The organism is Actinoallomurus rhizosphaericola, assembly GCF_024055675.1.
GTDB classification, from domain to species: domain Bacteria; phylum Actinomycetota; class Actinomycetes; order Streptosporangiales; family Streptosporangiaceae; genus Actinoallomurus; species Actinoallomurus soli.
The window spans coordinates 338,219-354,013 of the sequence record NZ_JAMXMW010000005.1 but is presented as its reverse complement, the minus strand read 5'-3'; the positions used below and the strand labels follow the sequence as shown (position 1 = coordinate 354,013).

Sequence of the window (15,795 nt, the reverse complement as noted above, 5' to 3'; positions counted from 1 at the left end):
GGGGAGCCGTACGGTCCGGCGCCCAGGCCGGGAGGCCGACGCTGCCGCGGGCTTCGGGGCGCCGGGCGAGGTCAGATGCGGCGCAGGCGTACGCGGTGGACCCGGTGGTCGCGGTCCTTGCACAGGACGAGGGTGGCGCGGTCCCGGGTCGGCAGGATGTTGGCGACGAGGTTGACCTCGTTGATCTCCCGCCACATCCGCTCGGCGTACGCCGCCGCCTCGTCCGGGTCCACCCGCGCGTACGGGTGGAAGTAGGAGCGCTCGTCGGTGAAGACCGTACGCCGCAGTGCGAAGAAACGGTCGACGTACCACTGGCGAGCGTCGTTCACCCGCGCGTCGACGTAGATCGAGAAGTCGAACAGGTCCGACACCGCCAGACCTCCCGGCCGGGCCGTCTGCAGGACGTTGAGGCCCTCGACGATGAGGATGTCGGGCCGCCGGACGACCTGCCGGGCGCCGGGGACGATGTCGTAGGCCAGCGGGTCGTACACCGGCACGGACAGCTCCGCGGCGCCCGCCTTCACCGCGGAGACGAACCGCAGCAGCGCCCGGCGGTCGTACGACTCGGGGAAGCCCTTGCGGTCCATCAGCCCGCGCTCGGCGAGCGTGGCGTTCGGGTAGAGGAAGCCGTCCGTGGTGACCAGTTCGACCGTGGGCGCCCCGTCGCCGCGGGCGAGCAGCGTCCGGACCAGGCGGGCCACGGTCGACTTGCCGACGGCGACGCTCCCGGCGACGCCGATGACGAACGGGGTCGGGACGACCGGGTCGCCGATGAAGGCGCCGACCGCGTCCCGAAGGCGGCCGTCGGCCGCCGCGACCAGGCCGATGAGCCGCGCCAGCGGCAGGTAGACCTCCTCGACCTCGGCGAGGTCGGTGGGATCGTTCAGTCCGCGCAGGGCCTCCAGGTCCTCCGGAGAAAGCGGCAGCGGCATGTCCCCGCGCCGCGCCCGCCACTCCTCGCGGCCGAACTCGACATAGGGGCTGGGCATTCCCTCCCCATCAGCGATCATGAAGGAAACCATAGCGTTTACTGAAGTTAACTTCTGGTGACCTTTGCCGAAAACGGACGCTCCGGGCGACACTGGTCTACCCGCTCACCTGGAGCCATTAGGGTGACGTCCCATGTGCGGAATCGTGGGGTACGTCGGGTCGCAACCCGCTCTCGACGTCGTCGTCGACGGGCTCGCCAGGCTTGAATACCGAGGGTACGACTCGGCGGGCGCGGCGGTGCTGGCCGACGGCAAGCTGACGGTCACCAAACGGGCGGGCAAGCTCGTCAACCTGCGGGACGCGCTCGCCGAGAACCCACCGCCGCAGAGCCGCGCGGGCATCGGCCACACCCGCTGGGCCACCCACGGACCGCCCAACGACCGCAACGCCCACCCGCACGTCGACTGCACCGGCGCGGTGGCGGTCGTGCACAACGGCATCATCGAGAACTTCGCCGCCCTCCGCGTCGAGCTGGAGGAGCGCGGCCACGAGCTGTCCTCCGACACCGACACCGAGGCCGTCGCACACCTCCTGGAGGAGGAGGTGGCCAAGGGCGCCGGCCTGACCGAGGCGATGCGCCGGGTCTGCCGGCGGCTCGAAGGGGCGTTCACACTGGTCGCCGTGCACGCGGGCGAGCCGGACCTCGTCGTCGGCGCGCGCCGCAACTCACCGCTCGTCGTCGGCGTCGGCGCGGGGGAGAACTTCCTGGCCAGCGACGTCGCCGCCTTCATCGCGCACACCCGCGACGCGATCGAGCTCGGCCAGGACCAGGTCGTCGAGCTGCGCCCGGACGGCGTCACCGTCACCGACTTCACCGGCGCCCCGGCCCCGGTGAAGGAGTACCACGTCGACTGGGACGTCTCCGCCGCTGAGAAGGGCGGCCACGACTACTTCATGCTCAAGGAGATCGCCGAGCAGCCGCGGGCGGTCGCCGACACCCTGCTGGGCCGCGTCGGCACCGACGGCCGCCTCACCCTCGACGAGATGCGCCTGTCCGACCAGCAGCTGCGCGACGTCGAGAAGATCATCATCGTGGCGTGCGGCACCGCCTACCACGCCGGGCTGATCGCCAAGTACGCCATCGAGCACTGGGCGCAGATCCCGTGCGAGGTGGAGCTGGCCAGCGAGTTCCGCTACCGCGACCCGATCCTCACCCGCACCACCCTGGTCATCGCGATCTCGCAGTCCGGCGAGACCATGGACACCCTGATGGCGGTGCGGCACGCCCGCGAGCAGCGCGCCAACGTGCTCGGCATCTGCAACGTCAACGGCTCGACGATCCCCCGCGAGTGCGACGGCGTGCTGTACACCCACGCCGGGCCGGAGATCGCCGTGGCCTCGACCAAGGCGTTCCTCACCCAGCTCGTCGCCGTCTACCTCATCGCGCTCTACCTCGCGCAGGTACGGGGGACCAAGTGGGGCGACGAGGTCTTCGCGATGATCCAGCTGCTCGCCACCATGCCGGAGAAGGTCGAGGCGGTCCTGGGGACGGTCGAGCCGGTCCGCGAGCTGGCCCGGTCGCTGGCGAACGAGCGCTGCGTGCTCTTCCTCGGCCGGCACGTCGGCTTCCCCGTGGCCCTGGAGGGCGCGCTGAAGCTCAAGGAGCTCGCGTACATGCACGCGGAGGGCTTCGCCGCCGGTGAGCTCAAGCACGGCCCGATCGCGCTGATCGAGCAGGACCTGCCCGTGGTGGTCGTCGTGCCGCCGCGCGCCCGGCCGGTCCTGCACGACAAGATCGTCTCCAACATCCAGGAGATCCGCGCCCGCGGCGCCCGTACGATCGTCATCGCCGAGGAGGGCGACGAGAGCGTCGTCCCGTACGCCGACACGCTCATCCGGGTGCCGGCCGTGCCGACGCTCCTGCAGCCGCTGGTCGCGACGGTCCCGCTGCAGGTCTTCGCCTGTGAGCTGGCCACCGCGCGGGGTCACGACGTCGACCAGCCCCGCAACCTCGCCAAGTCCGTCACCGTCGAGTAGCCCGTGGCGCGATACGCCGCCCTCCTGCGGGGCATCAACGTCACCGGCAACAGCAGGGTCGCGATGGCCGACCTGCGCGCGTGGCTGGCCGACCTCGGCTACACCGGCGTGCGCACGCACCTGAACAGCGGAAACGCCGTGTTCACCGCGCCGGAGGAGCCGGCGGAGCGGATCGCCGCCGCGATCGAGGGACGTCTCACGGCCCGGCTGGGCCGTGAGGTCCCGGTCATCGTACGGACCGCGGCCGAGCTGGCGGTGGTGGTCGCGGGCAACCCGCTGGAGATCCGCGACCCGGCCAGGTGCGCGGTGGCGTTCCTGGCCGAGGATCCGGCCCCGGAGCGACTGAGCGCCCTTAAACCAGCCGAATTCGCTCCCGAGGAGGTCGAATTGGGCGAAAAGGTTCTCTACCTTTACTTCCCGAACGGGCAGGGCCGCTCGACGCTCGGACCGACCCTCGAGCGCCGCCTCGGCGTCCCGATGACCGTCCGCAACTGGAACACCGTCACCAGGCTCTTGGCGCTCACGGACGCCTGACCCGGCGTCGTCGTGCGACGCACGCCATGATCCCTGACCATCGCTGCGCTCTAGACGCAGCGATGGCCAGTGCGACGCTCAGGTCCCCTGGCGGGCGCCGGCGGCGAGGGAGCCGAGGAGGCCGAGGGCCTCACTGCTCGGCGAGCCCGGTTCCGCATGGTAGACGACGAGTTCCTGGCCCGGGCTGGAACGGACGTCGAAGGTCTGCATCGACAGCGTCAACCGCCCGACGTCGCGGTGATGGAAGGTCTTGCTCTCCAGCGCCTTGCCGCGCGCGTCGTGCGAGGCCCAGAGCCGGGCGAACTCGGGGCTCTGCCCGAGCAGTTCGGTGAGCACCTGCCGGATGCGCGGATCGTCGGGCGCCTTGCCGTAGCCGAGCCGGAAGCCGGCCACGGAGTTGCGCGCGACCTCGTACCAGTCCAGATAGAAGCTCCGCGCGGCGGGCTCGGTGAACACGACGTGCATGAGGTTCCGCGAGTGCGACCAGTCGTGGAAGAGCGCGTCGGCGATCGCGTTCGACGCGAGGACGTCGAAGGCGCGGTTGTAGACGATGGCCGGGTTGTTCGGCCACGCGCTCATGAGCTGCAGGAGGCTCGGGTCGACGTGGTCGTTCACGGCGGCGCCGCGGGCGCGCGGGCTGAGCCCGGCGAGCCGGAACAGGTGCAGGCGGCCGTCCTCCGGCAGGCGCAGGGCGACGGCCAGGGCCTCGACCACCTGCGCGGACGGTGTCCGCTCCCGTCCCTGTTCGAGACGGACGTAGTAGTCGACGCTGACGCCCGCCAGCGACGCCACCTCCTCACGCCGCAGGCCGGGCACCCTGCGTTGCCCCACGCTGGGAAGTCCGGCCTGCTCAGGCGTGACCTGGGCCCGCCGGGCCTTGAGGTAGGCACCGAGCTCGGTTGAGGTCATGCCGCCATCGTAGGTCGGGGATCGGCGCGCTTCCTGGGTGCGCTACTCCCAGGGAGGATCGCGCCCTTCTCCGCTCCGTCCGGCCCGCCCAGAGTGGCAGTCATGCCAACGAACCACCCGCAAGCGCACACCGCGTCCGAGCCGAAGGTCGTCCTCGTCACCGGGGCCAGCAGCGGCATCGGCGAGGCCATGGCCGCCCGGCTGGTCCGCGAAGGCCACCACGTCGTCGCGGGCGCGCGCCGGATCGAACGGTTGAAGGCGCTCGCCGAACGCACCGCGGAGGAGGCCGCCCGCTCCGGCGGCGGCATGCACCCGGTGCCGCTCGACGTGACCGACCGCGCCGGCTTCGGCGCGTTCGTCGAGTCCGCGCGCGACCGGTTCGGACGGATCGACGTCCTGGTGAACAACGCCGGGGTCATGCCGCTGTCGCGCCTGGACTCCCTGCTGGTCGACGAGTGGAACCACATGATCGACGTGAACGTGCGCGGGCTGCTGCACGGGATCGCCGCGGCCCTGCCCGTGTTCACCGAGCAGGGCGGGGGCCACTTCGTCACGGTCGCGAGCATCGGCGCCCACCAGGTGGTGCCCACCGGTGCCGTCTACTGCGGCACCAAGTACGCCGCCTGGGCGATCACCGAGGGCCTGCGCCAGGAGTCCGACCCCTCGATCCGCGTCACGACCATCTCCCCCGGAGTGGTCGCCTCCGAGCTCGCGGAGACCATCACCGACCCCGGGGCCGCCGAGGCCATGCGCACCTACCGGGCGCACACCATCGAGCCGGACGCCATCGCCGAGGCCCTCTCGTACGCCCTCGCGCAGCCGGCCGGCGTCGACGTCAACGAGATCGTCGTACGGCCCACGCGCCAACGCTGACCTGAGAAAGCAACGACATGAAGGAAGTCATGACCACCGCACACGACCACACCTCCCTCCCGGCCTCCTGGGATCTGACCGGACGGGTCGCCGTCGTCACCGGCGCCGCACGCGGCATCGGCCACGCCACGGCGGTCCTGCTGCGGGAACGCGGCGCCCGGCTCGTCGTCACCGACCGTTCCAAGGCGGTCGAGGACCTCGCGGCCGCCGATCCCGACAACGTGGCGGCGCTCGTCGGCGACGTCGCCGACGAGGAACTCGCGCGGGCGACCATGCGGCTCGCCACCGACCGGTTCGGGCGGCTCGACATCCTGGTCAACAACGCCGGCCGCACCCTCAACAAGCCGATCACCGAGACCACCGTCGAGGACTTCGAGGGCATCCTGCGGGTCAACGCCGGCGGCAACTTCGTCCAGGCGCGCGAGGCCTTCCGCGTCATGGAGGCCGGTGGCGGCGGTGCGATCGTCTCGGTCGCCTCGGTGTCCTCGGTCGTCGCCTTCGAGACCCAGACGGCCTACGCGGCGTCGAAGGGCGCCCTGGCGCAGATCACGCGCGTGCTCGCCATCGAGGGCGGCCCCAAGGGCATCCGCTCCAACGCCGTGCTGCCCGGAGTGATCGACACCGACATCATGGAGGGCGTCGTCGAGGACGGCCGCGAGATGCTCGCCTCCTTCGGCCCGGCGCACCCGATCGGCCGCATCGGGCGCCCGGAGGAGGTCGCGGAGACCATCGCCTTCCTCGTGTCCGACGCCGCGAGCTTCGTCACCGGCGCGCTCGTCGCCGTCGACGGCGGCTGGACCGCCCAGTGAGCGGGCCGATCTTCGTCGTCGGGGCGGGGTCCGGCATCGGCGCGTCCGTGGCCCGCCGTTTCGCCCGAGAGGGCCACCCGGTCGGACTGGTCGCGCGGAGCCGGACCCGCATCGACGCCATCGTCGGCGATCTGCGCGCCGCCGGACACCAGGCCGCCGCCGCGACCGGCGACATCACCGACCCCGGCGACGTCGAACGGGCCCTCGGCGACCTGACGTCCGCCCTCGGAGCACCCGAGGTCGTCTGCGTCAGTCCGCTCCCGGACATCCGCCTGATCCGGCCCGTCCTGGACACGACGGCCGGGGACGTGCGGGACGCGCTGGCGCTGACGGTGGTGGGAGCGAGCGCGGTCGTCCAGGCCGTCCTGCCGGACATGCTGGACCGGGGTACCGGCACGCTGTTGTTCACCACCGGTGGCGCCGCCGTGCGCCCCAGCCCCGAACGCGCCGTCAGCGCCGTCGCCTACGCCGGCCTGGTGAGCTACCTCGACCTGCTCGCGCAGACGCTGCCACAACGCGGGATCCACGTCGGCCGGGTCACGATCGTCGGCGCCGTGGGGCCGGGACTCACGCACGAACCCGACGACATCGCCGAGCACCTCTGGCACCAGCACGCCGCGCGGCGGGAACCGGTCACCGTTGTGACCTGAATCCCCGGTCCACCGCCGGGCGGCCCGGCCCCGGCCCGGCCGCCGCGACCGGGCCGCCGTGAACGGCGCCCTCAGCGGCGACCGGCCGCCCGGCGGCCCAGGAACAGCGCCGCGAGCAGGGCGCCCGCGACCACGATGGCGGCGTTGACGAGGACGGCGAGCCGTACGCCGCCGAGGACGGCCTCCGCGTGCGGGCCGCCGAGCGCGCTCGTACGGGCGGCGGCGATCGCGCTCATGATCGGAATGCCCAGGGTGATGCCGATCTGCTGCGTCATCGTCGCCAGGCCGGTGGCCAGCCCCTGCTCGGCGTCCGGCAGGCCCGAGGTCGCCGTCACCATGAACGCCACGATCGCCAGCATGTTGCCCACGCCGCCGGCGAAGGTCGCGACGAGGAACAGCAGGATCCAGCGGTGCCCGTCGCCGAGCGCGGCCAGTGACGCGGTCGCCGCCGCCTGCAGGACGAACGCGCCGACCAGGATCCGGTACGCGCCCAGGCGGGCGATCGTCCGCGCGCCGAGCAGGCCGCCGGCCACCGTCCCCGCGCCGAGGACTCCGAACGCCAGCCCCGTGACCAGCGGCGAGTAGCCGAGAACCTCCTGCAGGTACAGCGTCATCAGGAAGACCAGCGACGTCTCGGTGAGGAAGGCGATCAGCCCGGCGGCGTTCCCCCAGACCACCGTGCGCCGCCGGAGGATCCCCACCGGGACCAGCGGCGCCGCCGCCCGTACCTCGACGAACCAGAACGCCACCAGCAGCGCCACGGCGACGGCGAACGCGGCCAGGGTGACCGGCGCGGTCCATCCCCTCTCCCCCGCCGCCGTCACGCCGTACACCAGGGCGAGCAGCCCACCGGTCACCGTGAGCGCACCGGGAACGTCGAGCCGGGCGCCCTCCGGCGCACGGCCGCCGGGGACGAGCTTCGGCGTGCCCGCCAGAATCGCCAGCGCGATGGGCACGTTGACGAGGAACGCCCAGCGCCAGCTCAGCAGGTCGGTGAGCACGCCGCCGAGGACCGCGCCGGCGGTGAATCCGGCGGACATCAGCGCCCCGTTCAGCCCCAGCGCCCGGTCCCGCAGCGGTCCCTCGGGGAACGCGGTCGTCAGCAGCGACAGCGCCGCCGGCGTGCTGATCGCCGTGGCGACGCCCTGCAGAACGCGCCCCGTCAGCAGCATCGCCGGACCGACCGCGAGCCCGCCGATCAGGGATCCCGCCGCCAGCAGCGCCATGCCGGCCAGGAACATCCGCCGCCGGCCGAACAGGTCCGCGACCCGCCCCGACAACAGCGTGAGCCCCGCCGCGGGCAGCGCGAACCCGCTCGCGACCCACTGCAGCGCGCGCAGCCCGAATCCCAGGCCGTCCCCGACGGCCGGCAGTGCGACATTGAGGATCGAGAAGTCGACGGCCAGCATGAACTGCGCGCCCAGCAGCAGGACCAGGACCAGGCGCTGCCGCGCCGTCATCCGGGGCCTTACGGCGGTCCTCCCGGCGATCTCTTCCAAGACGGCCATGACCGCCCCTTTCTTGATGGGAAGTTCGTCGGGAACGAGACTGCGCCGCGCGGCCGGCCGTACCCAGACCCCTGGCTCGCGTACGCCGCGGGTTGGTACCACTGGCAGGGTCAGGCTCACCGCCGGATTCGGCGACATACTCGGATACATGGACAAGCGGCCCGAACTCGGCGACTTCCTGCGGTCCCGTCGCGCGCGGCTACGCCCCGAGGACGTCGGGCTGACCCACTACGGCGGGCGGCGCCGCGTGCCCGGCCTGCGCCGCGAGGAGCTCGCCCAGCTCGCCGGCGTCAGCGTCGCCTACTACACGCGCCTCGAACAGGGACAGAGCCAGAACGCCTCCGACGCCGTCCTCGACGCCATCGCCCGCGCCCTCGGCCTGGACGACGACGAGCGCGCGTACCTGCACGGCCTCGCCCGTCCCGCACCGGCCGCCCGGCGGCGTCCCCGGCCGGAGCGGGTACGGCCCGGCGTACGGATGATGATCGAGTCCTTCGGGGACGTGCCCGCCATGGTGATCGGGCGGTGCACGGACGCCCTCGTCTGGAATCCGATGGCCCACGCGCTGCTCGCCGGGCACCTGGACTTCGGCGCACCCGACCGCCCGGCCGACCGGCCGAACATGGCGCGGCTGCTGTTCCTGGACCCGCACACCCGTGAGCTGTACGCGGACTGGCGGAAGAAGGCACGCGACGCCGTGGCCTACCTGCGGCTGGCCGCCGGCCGGTACCCCGACGACCCGTCGCTGACCGCGCTGGTCGGCGAGCTGGCGATGAAGAGCCCGGACTTCGCGGCGCTGTGGTCGGCACACCCGGTGGGCGACTGCGCGTACAACACCCGCGAGTACCGCCACCCGCTCGTCGGCGCGCTCACCCTGTCGGAGGAGGTCATGCCGCTCCCGGACGACCGGGGCCAGCGCGTGATGGTCTGGTCGGCCGAGCCGGGCTCCCCGTCCGCGGCGGCCCTGCGCCTCCTGGCCGACGTCTCCGCCGGGACGGCCGACCGTCCGGAGACGACGCCGGTGACGCGTTAGGGCAGGCTCCCATGGACGATCGTGCCGCCGCGGAGCACCGTCTCGACGCACAGCCGACCGGACAGGACGACGAGGTCGGCGTCCTTGCCGGGGTGGACACTGCCCGTACGGTCGGCGATGCCGAGGACGGTGGCGGGGGTCGTCGCCGCGGCGATCGCCGCAGTCGTGATCGGGAGGCCGACGCAGCGCACCGCGTGCCGGACGGCGGCGTCCATCGTCAGGGTGCTGCCCGCGATCGTGCCGTCGGACAGCGTCACCTTGCCGTCGCGGGCGAACACCGGAACCGGCCCGAGGTGGAAGTCACCGTCGGTCATCCCGGCGGCGGGTGTCGCGTCGGTGATGAACGCGATCCTTTCAGCGCCCGCGGCGTTCACGGCGATGCGGACCGCCTCCTCGTGCACGTGGAACCCGTCGTTGATCAGCTCGCACGTGACGGCGTCGTCGGCGAGCGCGGCACCGGCCGGGCCGGGGTCGCGGTGGTGGAAGTCGCGCATCGCGTTGAACAGGTGCGTCGCCAGGCGCGCCCCGGACGCGAACGCCTGCCGGGTCTGATCGAAGTCGGCCGTCGTGTGCCCGACGGCGGCGATCACCTCGGACGAGACGACCTCGCGCAGCAGGTCCATCCCGCCGGGCAGCTCCGGCGCGAGCGTGACGACCTGTACGGTGCCGTCCCCGGCGGACAGCAGGTGCCGTAGCGCCGTGACGTCCGGTGCCAGCAGGAACTCCGCGTGATGTGACCCACGCTTGGCCGGGTTGAGGAAGGGTCCCTCGAGGTGGACACCGACGATCGAGGAGTCGGCGGAGCCGCGGATAATTCCCGCGATCGTACGGACGGACGCGGCCATCCGGTCGAGTTCGTCGGTGACCAGGCTGGCCAGCGTACGCGTCGTCCCGTGCGCGCGGTGAAAGGCCACCGCGGTGAGGATCTCCTCGGCGTCGTCGGTGGTGATCTGCGCCCCGCCTCCGCCGTGCATGTGGAGGTCGATGAACCCTGGCAGGACGTACCGGCCACCGAGATCGCGCACCGCCCCGTCACCGGGCGGCGGATCACCGGCGCCGACGCCCCGGATACGCCCGTCCTCGACGGTCAGCCAGCCGGGCTCCAGTACGCGACGAACGGTCACAACTCGGGCATTCGCGAACGTGATCACATCCGCACAGTAGTTCCTCCGCCAAGACCGCCCCGGCCGCGCGTCAGGGCGGCGCTGGACGCGCCGGGTGGCGTTCGACCGCCTGAGCCGCGCGGCGTCGGTCTCCGGGCTCGGCGCGAACTCGAGAGAACGATCCGCACACATTCGAGAGAATGATCCGCATGAACGCGGATGCGGCGGCCGGGGAGGAGCCCGTACCCGCATCACGGCACAGGCCTGTGGGCGGGCTGCTGCGGACGCGGAATTTCGCGCTGCTGTGGATCGGCGAGTCCACCAGCGCAGTCGGCTCCGCGGTCACGACGGTGGCACTCCCGCTCGTGGCCGTCTCGACCCTGCACTCCGGTCCGGCCATGGTCTCTCTGCTCACGGCCGCCACCTGGCTGCCGTGGCTGCTGATCGGGCTTCCGGCCGGTGTCTGGGTCGACCGGTGGCCACGCCGACGCACACTCCTGATCGCCGACCTCGTCTCGGCGGTGGCACTCGTCATCATCCCGATCGCGGCCTGGACCCACGTGCTGACCATGACCATGGTGCTCGTGGGCGCGCTGCTCGCCGGAACCGCCGGCGTCTTCTTCAACGTGGCGTTCAACGCCTTCCTGCCCCATCTCGTCTCCGCGGACGACCTCCTGGAAGGCAACGCCAGACTCCAGACCAGCGCATCGGTGGCCCTGATCGTCGGACCGGGTCTCGCGGGCTGCTGGCTCAGGCGGCCGGCGCGGTCAGCGGGCTCCTCATCGACTCCCTCACCTTCCTGGTGTCGGCGGCCTGCCTGTTCGGCCTGCGGCCCGGGCCGGAGCCGCGCACTCCCGCAGGCGATCACCCAGGCATGCTGCGCCAGTTGGCCGAAAGCATCCGGTTCATCATGCGCGGACGGCTGTTGCAGGCCATGTTGGTGGTGGCGGCGGTGACCAATTTCGCGATGCTGGGCATCACGGCACTGCGCGTCGTCTTCCTGGTGCGCACCGAAGGCGCCGCGCCGGGAACGACGGGCGCAGTGATCGGTGTGGGCAGCATGGGCGGCGTCCTCGGAGCCACGCTCGCCTCGCGCGCGGCCCGGCGCTTCGGCAGCGCCCGTACCTACCTCGCGGCCAACGTCGCGACCGCCCCTTTCGTTCTCTTACTGCCGCTCGGCGGCCACGGCTGGTACCTGACGCTGTTCGCAGCGGGCTCTTTCGTCGTCGTGGCCGGAGCCACGATGTCGGGCGTGATGACCATGACGTTCCGCGGCACCTTCGTTCCCGCGCACCTGCTCGGCCGGGTCACCGCGGCGTCGCGAATCTTCGTGTTCGGCACCATCCCACTCGGCGCGGCGACCGGCGGCCTCCTCGCCTCGGCGCTCGGAATCCGTGCCGCCCTGTGGGCACTCGCCGTCCTCTACGCCGTCACTCCCCTGCCCCTCCTCGCGACATCGGCCCGCACGCGGCGCGACTTCCCGGCTCAAGGCACCTGACAATTTGCCGATATGGCAAGGATTATTGCTCCTTGGGCGGGTTGGCTCTGACCATAACCAGGCGATTGACGTGCGTTCCCATACCCGGAGAGGACGAACAGCATGGCGGACCAGCACCACACCGAAGCGCCTGACTGCATCAGCATGGGCGGCGCGGCCAACCTCTTCACCCTGACCGAGAGGTCCGGTATGGCTGCGATGACGGGCACGATCGACGGTGCGGCCTATGGGGAGAGCACCAGCGACCTGAACGACGTCGGCAACGGCCGGTTCGAGTACACGATGTGCCACCTGTTTCTCGACAAGGATGGCTCCTGGCTGCGTACGCAAGACCAGGCCGTCCTGCAGACGTCCGCGGAAGGCGGAGCCAGCATTCTGGAGGTGGCGTACACCGTGGTCGAGGCCACGGGGAGGTTCGCGGGTTACAGCGGCACCTTTCGGAGCCGCGGCTGGCTCAGCACGCCGGAAGGCGAAGACGCGATAGACCGGCACGCTATCGGCATTGTCCGTTTCGAGGGAAAGATCTGCCGCAAGTAGGTCGGCGTCGGGCCGGAGTTGAACGCCCTGGATGCGGCGTGGGCCGAGGGACCGGCGGCGGCAGCGGATCGACCATGCGCTGAGGCCGATCCCCGTGTGGGGATCGGCCTCGTGGGGCGCGTTCCGCCCTATCGCTTGGTGACCTTGTGGATCCAGGCGAGCTGCTGGGCGATCTCCCCGGCCCCGGCCATCTTCTCCCGGTCGGAGCCGTAGAAGACGCCGAGCAGGGTCTCCTTGCCGTGGGCGCCGATGCTCATCACCGGGGCTCCGGAGTCGCCGCCGGCGGGGATTCCGGACACCTTCTCCATGCAGAAGTCCGTGCCGCCCGGTAGGGCGAAGCCCTCACAACGGCGGGCGTCCGAGCGGACGACCCGCAGCGTCGACTGCTTGAGCACGGGCGACTGGCAGGCGTTCTCGTCCGTGGTGCAGGTGGCGCCCCATCCGTACTGCCGCACGATCTCACCGGGCCGGGCATGGGCCGTGGCCAGGCGTGCCGGGCGGACCTTCATTGGTGACTGCCGTGCCGGTACAGGCCGGTTTGCCGTCGATGAGCATGCGCACCGCCCAGGGGCCGTAAGTGCTCTTCGGCCCACCGATGACGGCCGACGCCGGTCCACCTCAGTGAGGGGAACCACTCGCCATCGGCCGCACGTCGAAGCCGCCCGCGCCGTCGATCCGGACCTCGTACAACGCGTCGAAGCCCTCGGACCGCCGCGGGCGGCGCAGGCGTTTCAGAGTGGCGAAGACACCGACGTCGGGCACCCTGCTCGTCCAGGTACGGGACGCGTTGCGGCGCAATGAGCCGGCGACGTCCGGCGGGAACCAGTAGCCGACCACCTCCGCGCCGTGCCGCCGGGCCGCCTCGGCCAGCGGCCGCCACTCCTCTGGCGAGGGATTGGTGTTGTCGACGGCGACGCTCAGCCCCGCCGTCAGCGCCTCCTCGACGAGCCGCATCTGCCGCGCCTGCCGCCGCCTGGCCCTCGGGAAGTCGTCCTTGCTGACGTGCACGTACTCATCCGCCAACGCCTGCCGGAAGAACGTCGTCTTCCCCGACGCCTGCAACCCGATCAGAATCGCCAGCACAGGAACCCGGCCCGTCATAGCAGCCGGTCTACCGCACCGATCAGGCTCGGTCTGCCTCAGGGTCGGCAGCAGCCGCTCCGCGCAGTCGCACGACTTCGACGCAGTCGGTGCCTTCCTGGCCGCTCTGACTGCTCTTCCGCCAATTCAGCGAGGCGCGAATCATGCTCACAGGTCCTCCAAGACCGCCTGAACGAGCTTCGCCGACTCCCCGACCGGCAGGGCTTGAGCTCCGGCTTGATCGAACAGTACTTCAAGGTCGCGGACCTGCGGATCAAGGTCACCGAGCGAGGCGGCGGCACCCTCCCGCACTATGTCGACGACCCGTGCGGTGAAGGCGGTCGCGGCCTGCCGATCCTGCAGGCGCTCGCCCAGGACTGGGGCTTCGAGGTGCAGCGCAACGGCCGGGTGACGGTCTGGTTCGACCTAGCCGTGACGACTTCGTAGCCGGTGTTGACTCGTTGTCGCCGGAATGGACGGGGGAATGTCCGGTTCGCCGGTTCTCCGCCGTCAACAGTGACGGTAAGGACCGATTCTGGCCAATCCTTGCGGCGCGCGCTCCTCCACAATGGGGCGGTGCGGGTCCGCGTGAATGACGTCGTGCTCTATTTCGACGTCGACGGATGTCAGCTCGTCCCGGACGGGGCGACCATGGTGGAGCGGCCGACGATCGTCGTCCTGCACGGGGGGCCGGGCGCCGACCACTCGGTGTTCAAGCCGGGGTTCGGCGCGGCCACGGAGTTCGCCCAGGTCGTCTACCTGGATCAGCGTGGGAGCGGACGGTCCGACCGGGCCGGTCCCGGCTCCTGGACGTGGGAGCGGTGGGCGGACGACGTCGTGGACTTCTGCGACGCCCTCGGCATCGTCGACCCGATCCTGGTGGGCACGTCCAGCGGCGGCCGGGTCGCGCTGACCGCGGCCCTGCGGCATCCGGAGCGCGTCTCGAAACTGGTGCTGGACAGCGTGATGCCCGGATCCGCCAAGGAGCGGCTGGCCGTGTTCGAACGGCTCGGCGGGGCCGAGGCGCGCGAGGTGGCCCGCCGCTACTGGGCCGGTGAGAGCGGCGACGAGATCAGGGAGGCGTGGGAGAGGGTCTGCCTTCCGCTGTACTCCCGGAAGCCCGGCGGCGACCCGGACGCCGCCGACCGGCTGCGCCGGATCCAGTGGAACCACGACGTCCTCGAACGCTTCAGGCACGGACTCGCCGCCCGGTTCGATCCCTGGGACCGGCTCGACCGGCTGGCCTGCCCGACGCTGGTCCTCGCCGGCGCGGACGATCCGGTGGCCACCGAATCCGCCGCCCGCCGCCTGACCGAAGCGATCACCGAAGCCCCCGCCCGCCTGCACGTCCTCCCGAACACGGGCCACGGCGTCTTCCGCGAGACGCCTGAGGAGGCATTCGAACTGCTCCGCGACTTCGTGACCGAAGGCGCGGAGCCAGGCTCTTGACTTTGTGCCGAGGGTTTTTGTTGCCTCGGCCAACATAAGTCTCGGCGCTGTCAAGCGAACGGAACCTCCCTACGCCTCGGCCACCTGTTCGTAGAAGTCGGTCACCTGGGCGGTCAGCTCGGGATCAGCGGGATCGACGACGCAGCGGCCGCCGAGTTCGACGAGGACGTCGTCGACCGGATTGGTCCGGATGATGGCGCCGTGCCGCCCGTGGACGACCTCCAGGGGGCCGCCCAGCTTCAGCGTCAGCAGCATCGAGGCGCTGCCGCACGCCTCGTCCTCGCCCTTCCCGATCCGGGGCGCCCACAGCCGGGCGCGCACGCGGCCGGCCGTACGGTCCATCCAGGCCCAGACCTGGGTGAAGTCCTCGCCTTCGGGGAGTCCGGTGAGCGTGTCGATCGTCTCAGGACGGTCCATCTCCAGATGGCGCCAGGGCTTCGACCACGCCGCCGGGGCGGTGATCCAGACGGTTCCGTCCTTGTCGCGGCGGCAGGCGACCGGCCCGGCCTTGGGAACGAGTCCGGTGACCGGGGAGCCGAGTCGGTGGAGGACCTCCACGGTGGCGAGCAGGGGATGGCCGCCGAAGCGGATCGCCTGACCGTACGAGGCGTGGATGGCCACGACGCCGCGGGCGGCGTCGCGGACGAAGACGGTCGCGGGGACGCCCAGCCGTGTCGCCAGGGCCTGACGCTGGTCCGCGGTCACGGACGCGCCGTCCGGCTCGATGACGACCAGGGCCGGATTTCCGAACTCCCCATCGGCGTTCACGAACGCCCTGGTCAGCATGCAGACGGTCATCCTGCCCACTTTCGGTCGCGATCTACCGGGTTGACACGATAACCGCC

The 15,795-nt window shown here is 71.5% G+C and carries 19 protein-coding genes; 11 read left to right on the top strand and 8 right to left on the bottom strand.

The window, feature by feature from the left end:
- Positions 1-71: 71 nt before the first annotated feature.
- Entirely contained in the window at positions 72-1,010 is a 939-nt protein-coding gene (gene coaA / locus NE234_RS15335) for a type I pantothenate kinase (protein WP_406567001.1), read from the bottom strand.
- A gap of 112 nt (positions 1,011-1,122) precedes the next feature.
- Here coaA and glmS point away from each other — a divergent pair, with 112 nt between their 5' ends.
- Together glmS and NE234_RS15325 are read left to right on the top strand one after the other, a co-directional pair.
- Complete coding sequence (glmS, locus tag NE234_RS15330) at positions 1,123-2,967, top strand: glutamine--fructose-6-phosphate transaminase (isomerizing) (protein ID WP_252780924.1); 1,845 nt, start codon at positions 1,123-1,125, stop codon at positions 2,965-2,967.
- A gap of 3 nt (positions 2,968-2,970) precedes the next feature.
- Positions 2,971-3,501: a DUF1697 domain-containing protein gene (locus NE234_RS15325; RefSeq protein WP_252780923.1), complete on the top strand. Its 531-nt coding sequence runs from the start codon at positions 2,971-2,973 to the stop codon at positions 3,499-3,501.
- Positions 3,502-3,579: 78 nt separating this feature from the next.
- Here NE234_RS15325 and NE234_RS15320 read toward each other — a convergent pair whose 3' ends face one another.
- Positions 3,580-4,410, bottom strand: a complete 831-nt coding sequence (locus NE234_RS15320) for a helix-turn-helix transcriptional regulator (protein ID WP_252780922.1) — start codon at positions 4,408-4,410, stop codon at positions 3,580-3,582.
- A 102-nt stretch (positions 4,411-4,512) separates the two neighbouring features.
- Between NE234_RS15320 and NE234_RS15315 the strand changes: the two genes are divergently transcribed.
- Genes NE234_RS15315 through NE234_RS15305 form a run of 3 tightly spaced genes read left to right on the top strand, consistent with a single transcriptional unit; the run spans position 4,513 to position 6,742 of the window.
- On the top strand, positions 4,513-5,283 hold the full coding sequence (locus tag NE234_RS15315) for an SDR family oxidoreductase (protein WP_252780921.1): 771 nt from the start codon (positions 4,513-4,515) through the stop codon (positions 5,281-5,283).
- Positions 5,284-5,312: 29 nt separating this feature from the next.
- Entirely contained in the window at positions 5,313-6,092 is a 780-nt protein-coding gene (locus NE234_RS15310) for an SDR family NAD(P)-dependent oxidoreductase (protein ID WP_252780920.1), read from the top strand.
- The gene (locus tag NE234_RS15305; protein ID WP_252780919.1) at positions 6,089-6,742 is read left to right on the top strand and encodes an SDR family NAD(P)-dependent oxidoreductase; all 654 of its coding nucleotides are present in this window, start codon (positions 6,089-6,091) and stop codon (positions 6,740-6,742) included. The genes NE234_RS15310 and NE234_RS15305 overlap by 4 nt, the downstream gene beginning before the upstream one ends.
- A gap of 71 nt (positions 6,743-6,813) precedes the next feature.
- On the opposite strand, the gene NE234_RS15300 is transcribed toward NE234_RS15305, so the two are convergent.
- Positions 6,814-8,250: an MFS transporter gene (locus tag NE234_RS15300; RefSeq protein WP_252780918.1), complete on the bottom strand. Its 1,437-nt coding sequence runs from the start codon at positions 8,248-8,250 to the stop codon at positions 6,814-6,816.
- 148 nt (positions 8,251-8,398) lie between these two features.
- Between NE234_RS15300 and NE234_RS15295 the strand changes: the two genes are divergently transcribed.
- Complete coding sequence (locus NE234_RS15295) at positions 8,399-9,283, top strand: helix-turn-helix transcriptional regulator (protein WP_252780917.1); 885 nt, start codon at positions 8,399-8,401, stop codon at positions 9,281-9,283.
- Here the strand turns inward: NE234_RS15295 and nagA are convergent.
- Positions 9,280-10,434 (bottom strand): N-acetylglucosamine-6-phosphate deacetylase, encoded by a 1,155-nt coding sequence (nagA, locus tag NE234_RS15290; RefSeq protein ID WP_308206890.1) that lies wholly within the window; start codon positions 10,432-10,434, stop codon positions 9,280-9,282. The two genes, NE234_RS15295 and nagA, sit on opposite strands and share 4 nt — an antisense overlap.
- 161 nt (positions 10,435-10,595) lie before the next feature.
- Here nagA and NE234_RS15285 point away from each other — a divergent pair, with 161 nt between their 5' ends.
- The 3 genes from NE234_RS15285 (at position 10,596) to NE234_RS15275 (ending at position 12,421) form a co-directional block, all read left to right on the top strand.
- The gene (locus NE234_RS15285; RefSeq protein ID WP_308206889.1) at positions 10,596-11,342 is read left to right on the top strand and encodes an MFS transporter; all 747 of its coding nucleotides are present in this window, start codon (positions 10,596-10,598) and stop codon (positions 11,340-11,342) included.
- Positions 11,261-11,884: an MFS transporter gene (locus tag NE234_RS15280; RefSeq protein ID WP_308206888.1), complete on the top strand. Its 624-nt coding sequence runs from the start codon at positions 11,261-11,263 to the stop codon at positions 11,882-11,884. The genes NE234_RS15285 and NE234_RS15280 overlap by 82 nt, the downstream gene beginning before the upstream one ends.
- 102 nt (positions 11,885-11,986) lie before the next feature.
- Entirely contained in the window at positions 11,987-12,421 is a 435-nt protein-coding gene (locus NE234_RS15275) for a hypothetical protein (RefSeq protein ID WP_252780915.1), read from the top strand.
- A 128-nt stretch (positions 12,422-12,549) separates the two neighbouring features.
- Here the strand turns inward: NE234_RS15275 and NE234_RS15270 are convergent, their stop codons facing one another.
- The 3 genes from NE234_RS15270 to NE234_RS45925 form a co-directional block, all read right to left on the bottom strand.
- Entirely contained in the window at positions 12,550-12,930 is a 381-nt protein-coding gene (locus NE234_RS15270) for a trypsin-like serine protease (RefSeq protein ID WP_252780914.1), read from the bottom strand.
- Positions 12,931-13,039: 109 nt separating this feature from the next.
- Positions 13,040-13,522 carry an ATP-binding protein gene (locus NE234_RS15265; protein ID WP_252780901.1) on the bottom strand — a complete coding sequence of 161 codons (483 nt, stop codon included), beginning with the start codon at positions 13,520-13,522 and terminating at the stop codon, positions 13,040-13,042.
- Between the two features lie 22 nt (positions 13,523-13,544).
- Positions 13,545-13,667 carry a DUF397 domain-containing protein gene (locus NE234_RS45925; RefSeq protein WP_406567000.1) on the bottom strand — a complete coding sequence of 41 codons (123 nt, stop codon included), beginning with the start codon at positions 13,665-13,667 and terminating at the stop codon, positions 13,545-13,547.
- A 71-nt stretch (positions 13,668-13,738) separates the two neighbouring features.
- Here NE234_RS45925 and NE234_RS15260 point away from each other — a divergent pair, with 71 nt between their 5' ends.
- Positions 13,739-13,948, top strand: coding sequence for an ATP-binding protein (locus NE234_RS15260; protein WP_252780898.1), 210 nt, complete (start codon positions 13,739-13,741; stop codon positions 13,946-13,948).
- 129 nt (positions 13,949-14,077) lie between these two features.
- Complete coding sequence (locus NE234_RS15255) at positions 14,078-14,950, top strand: alpha/beta fold hydrolase (protein ID WP_252780895.1); 873 nt, start codon at positions 14,078-14,080, stop codon at positions 14,948-14,950.
- A 69-nt stretch (positions 14,951-15,019) separates the two neighbouring features.
- Here the strand turns inward: NE234_RS15255 and NE234_RS15250 are convergent, their stop codons facing one another.
- Positions 15,020-15,748 (bottom strand): PhzF family phenazine biosynthesis protein, encoded by a 729-nt coding sequence (locus tag NE234_RS15250; protein ID WP_252780893.1) that lies wholly within the window; start codon positions 15,746-15,748, stop codon positions 15,020-15,022.
- Positions 15,749-15,795: the final 47 nt, after the last annotated feature.

Coding starts and splice junctions, on each gene's coding strand:
- NE234_RS15265 (WP_252780901.1), bottom strand. CDS start 13,522: ATGACGGGCCGGGTTCCTGTGCTGGCGATTCTGATCGGGTTGCAGGCG.
- NE234_RS15310 (WP_252780920.1), top strand. CDS start 5,313: ATGACCACCGCACACGACCACACCTCCCTCCCGGCCTCCTGGGATCTG.
- glmS (WP_252780924.1), top strand. CDS start 1,123: ATGTGCGGAATCGTGGGGTACGTCGGGTCGCAACCCGCTCTCGACGTC.
- NE234_RS45925 (WP_406567000.1), bottom strand. CDS start 13,667: ATGATTCGCGCCTCGCTGAATTGGCGGAAGAGCAGTCAGAGCGGCCAG.
- NE234_RS15285 (WP_308206889.1), top strand. CDS start 10,596: ATGAACGCGGATGCGGCGGCCGGGGAGGAGCCCGTACCCGCATCACGG.
- NE234_RS15250 (WP_252780893.1), bottom strand. CDS start 15,748: ATGACCGTCTGCATGCTGACCAGGGCGTTCGTGAACGCCGATGGGGAG.
- NE234_RS15275 (WP_252780915.1), top strand. CDS start 11,987: ATGGCGGACCAGCACCACACCGAAGCGCCTGACTGCATCAGCATGGGC.
- NE234_RS15280 (WP_308206888.1), top strand. CDS start 11,261: ATGCTGCGCCAGTTGGCCGAAAGCATCCGGTTCATCATGCGCGGACGG.
- NE234_RS15315 (WP_252780921.1), top strand. CDS start 4,513: ATGCCAACGAACCACCCGCAAGCGCACACCGCGTCCGAGCCGAAGGTC.
- coaA (WP_406567001.1), bottom strand. CDS start 1,010: ATGATCGCTGATGGGGAGGGAATGCCCAGCCCCTATGTCGAGTTCGGC.
- NE234_RS15320 (WP_252780922.1), bottom strand. CDS start 4,410: ATGACCTCAACCGAGCTCGGTGCCTACCTCAAGGCCCGGCGGGCCCAG.
- NE234_RS15295 (WP_252780917.1), top strand. CDS start 8,399: ATGGACAAGCGGCCCGAACTCGGCGACTTCCTGCGGTCCCGTCGCGCG.
- NE234_RS15270 (WP_252780914.1), bottom strand. CDS start 12,930: ATGAAGGTCCGCCCGGCACGCCTGGCCACGGCCCATGCCCGGCCCGGT.
- NE234_RS15300 (WP_252780918.1), bottom strand. CDS start 8,250: ATGGCCGTCTTGGAAGAGATCGCCGGGAGGACCGCCGTAAGGCCCCGG.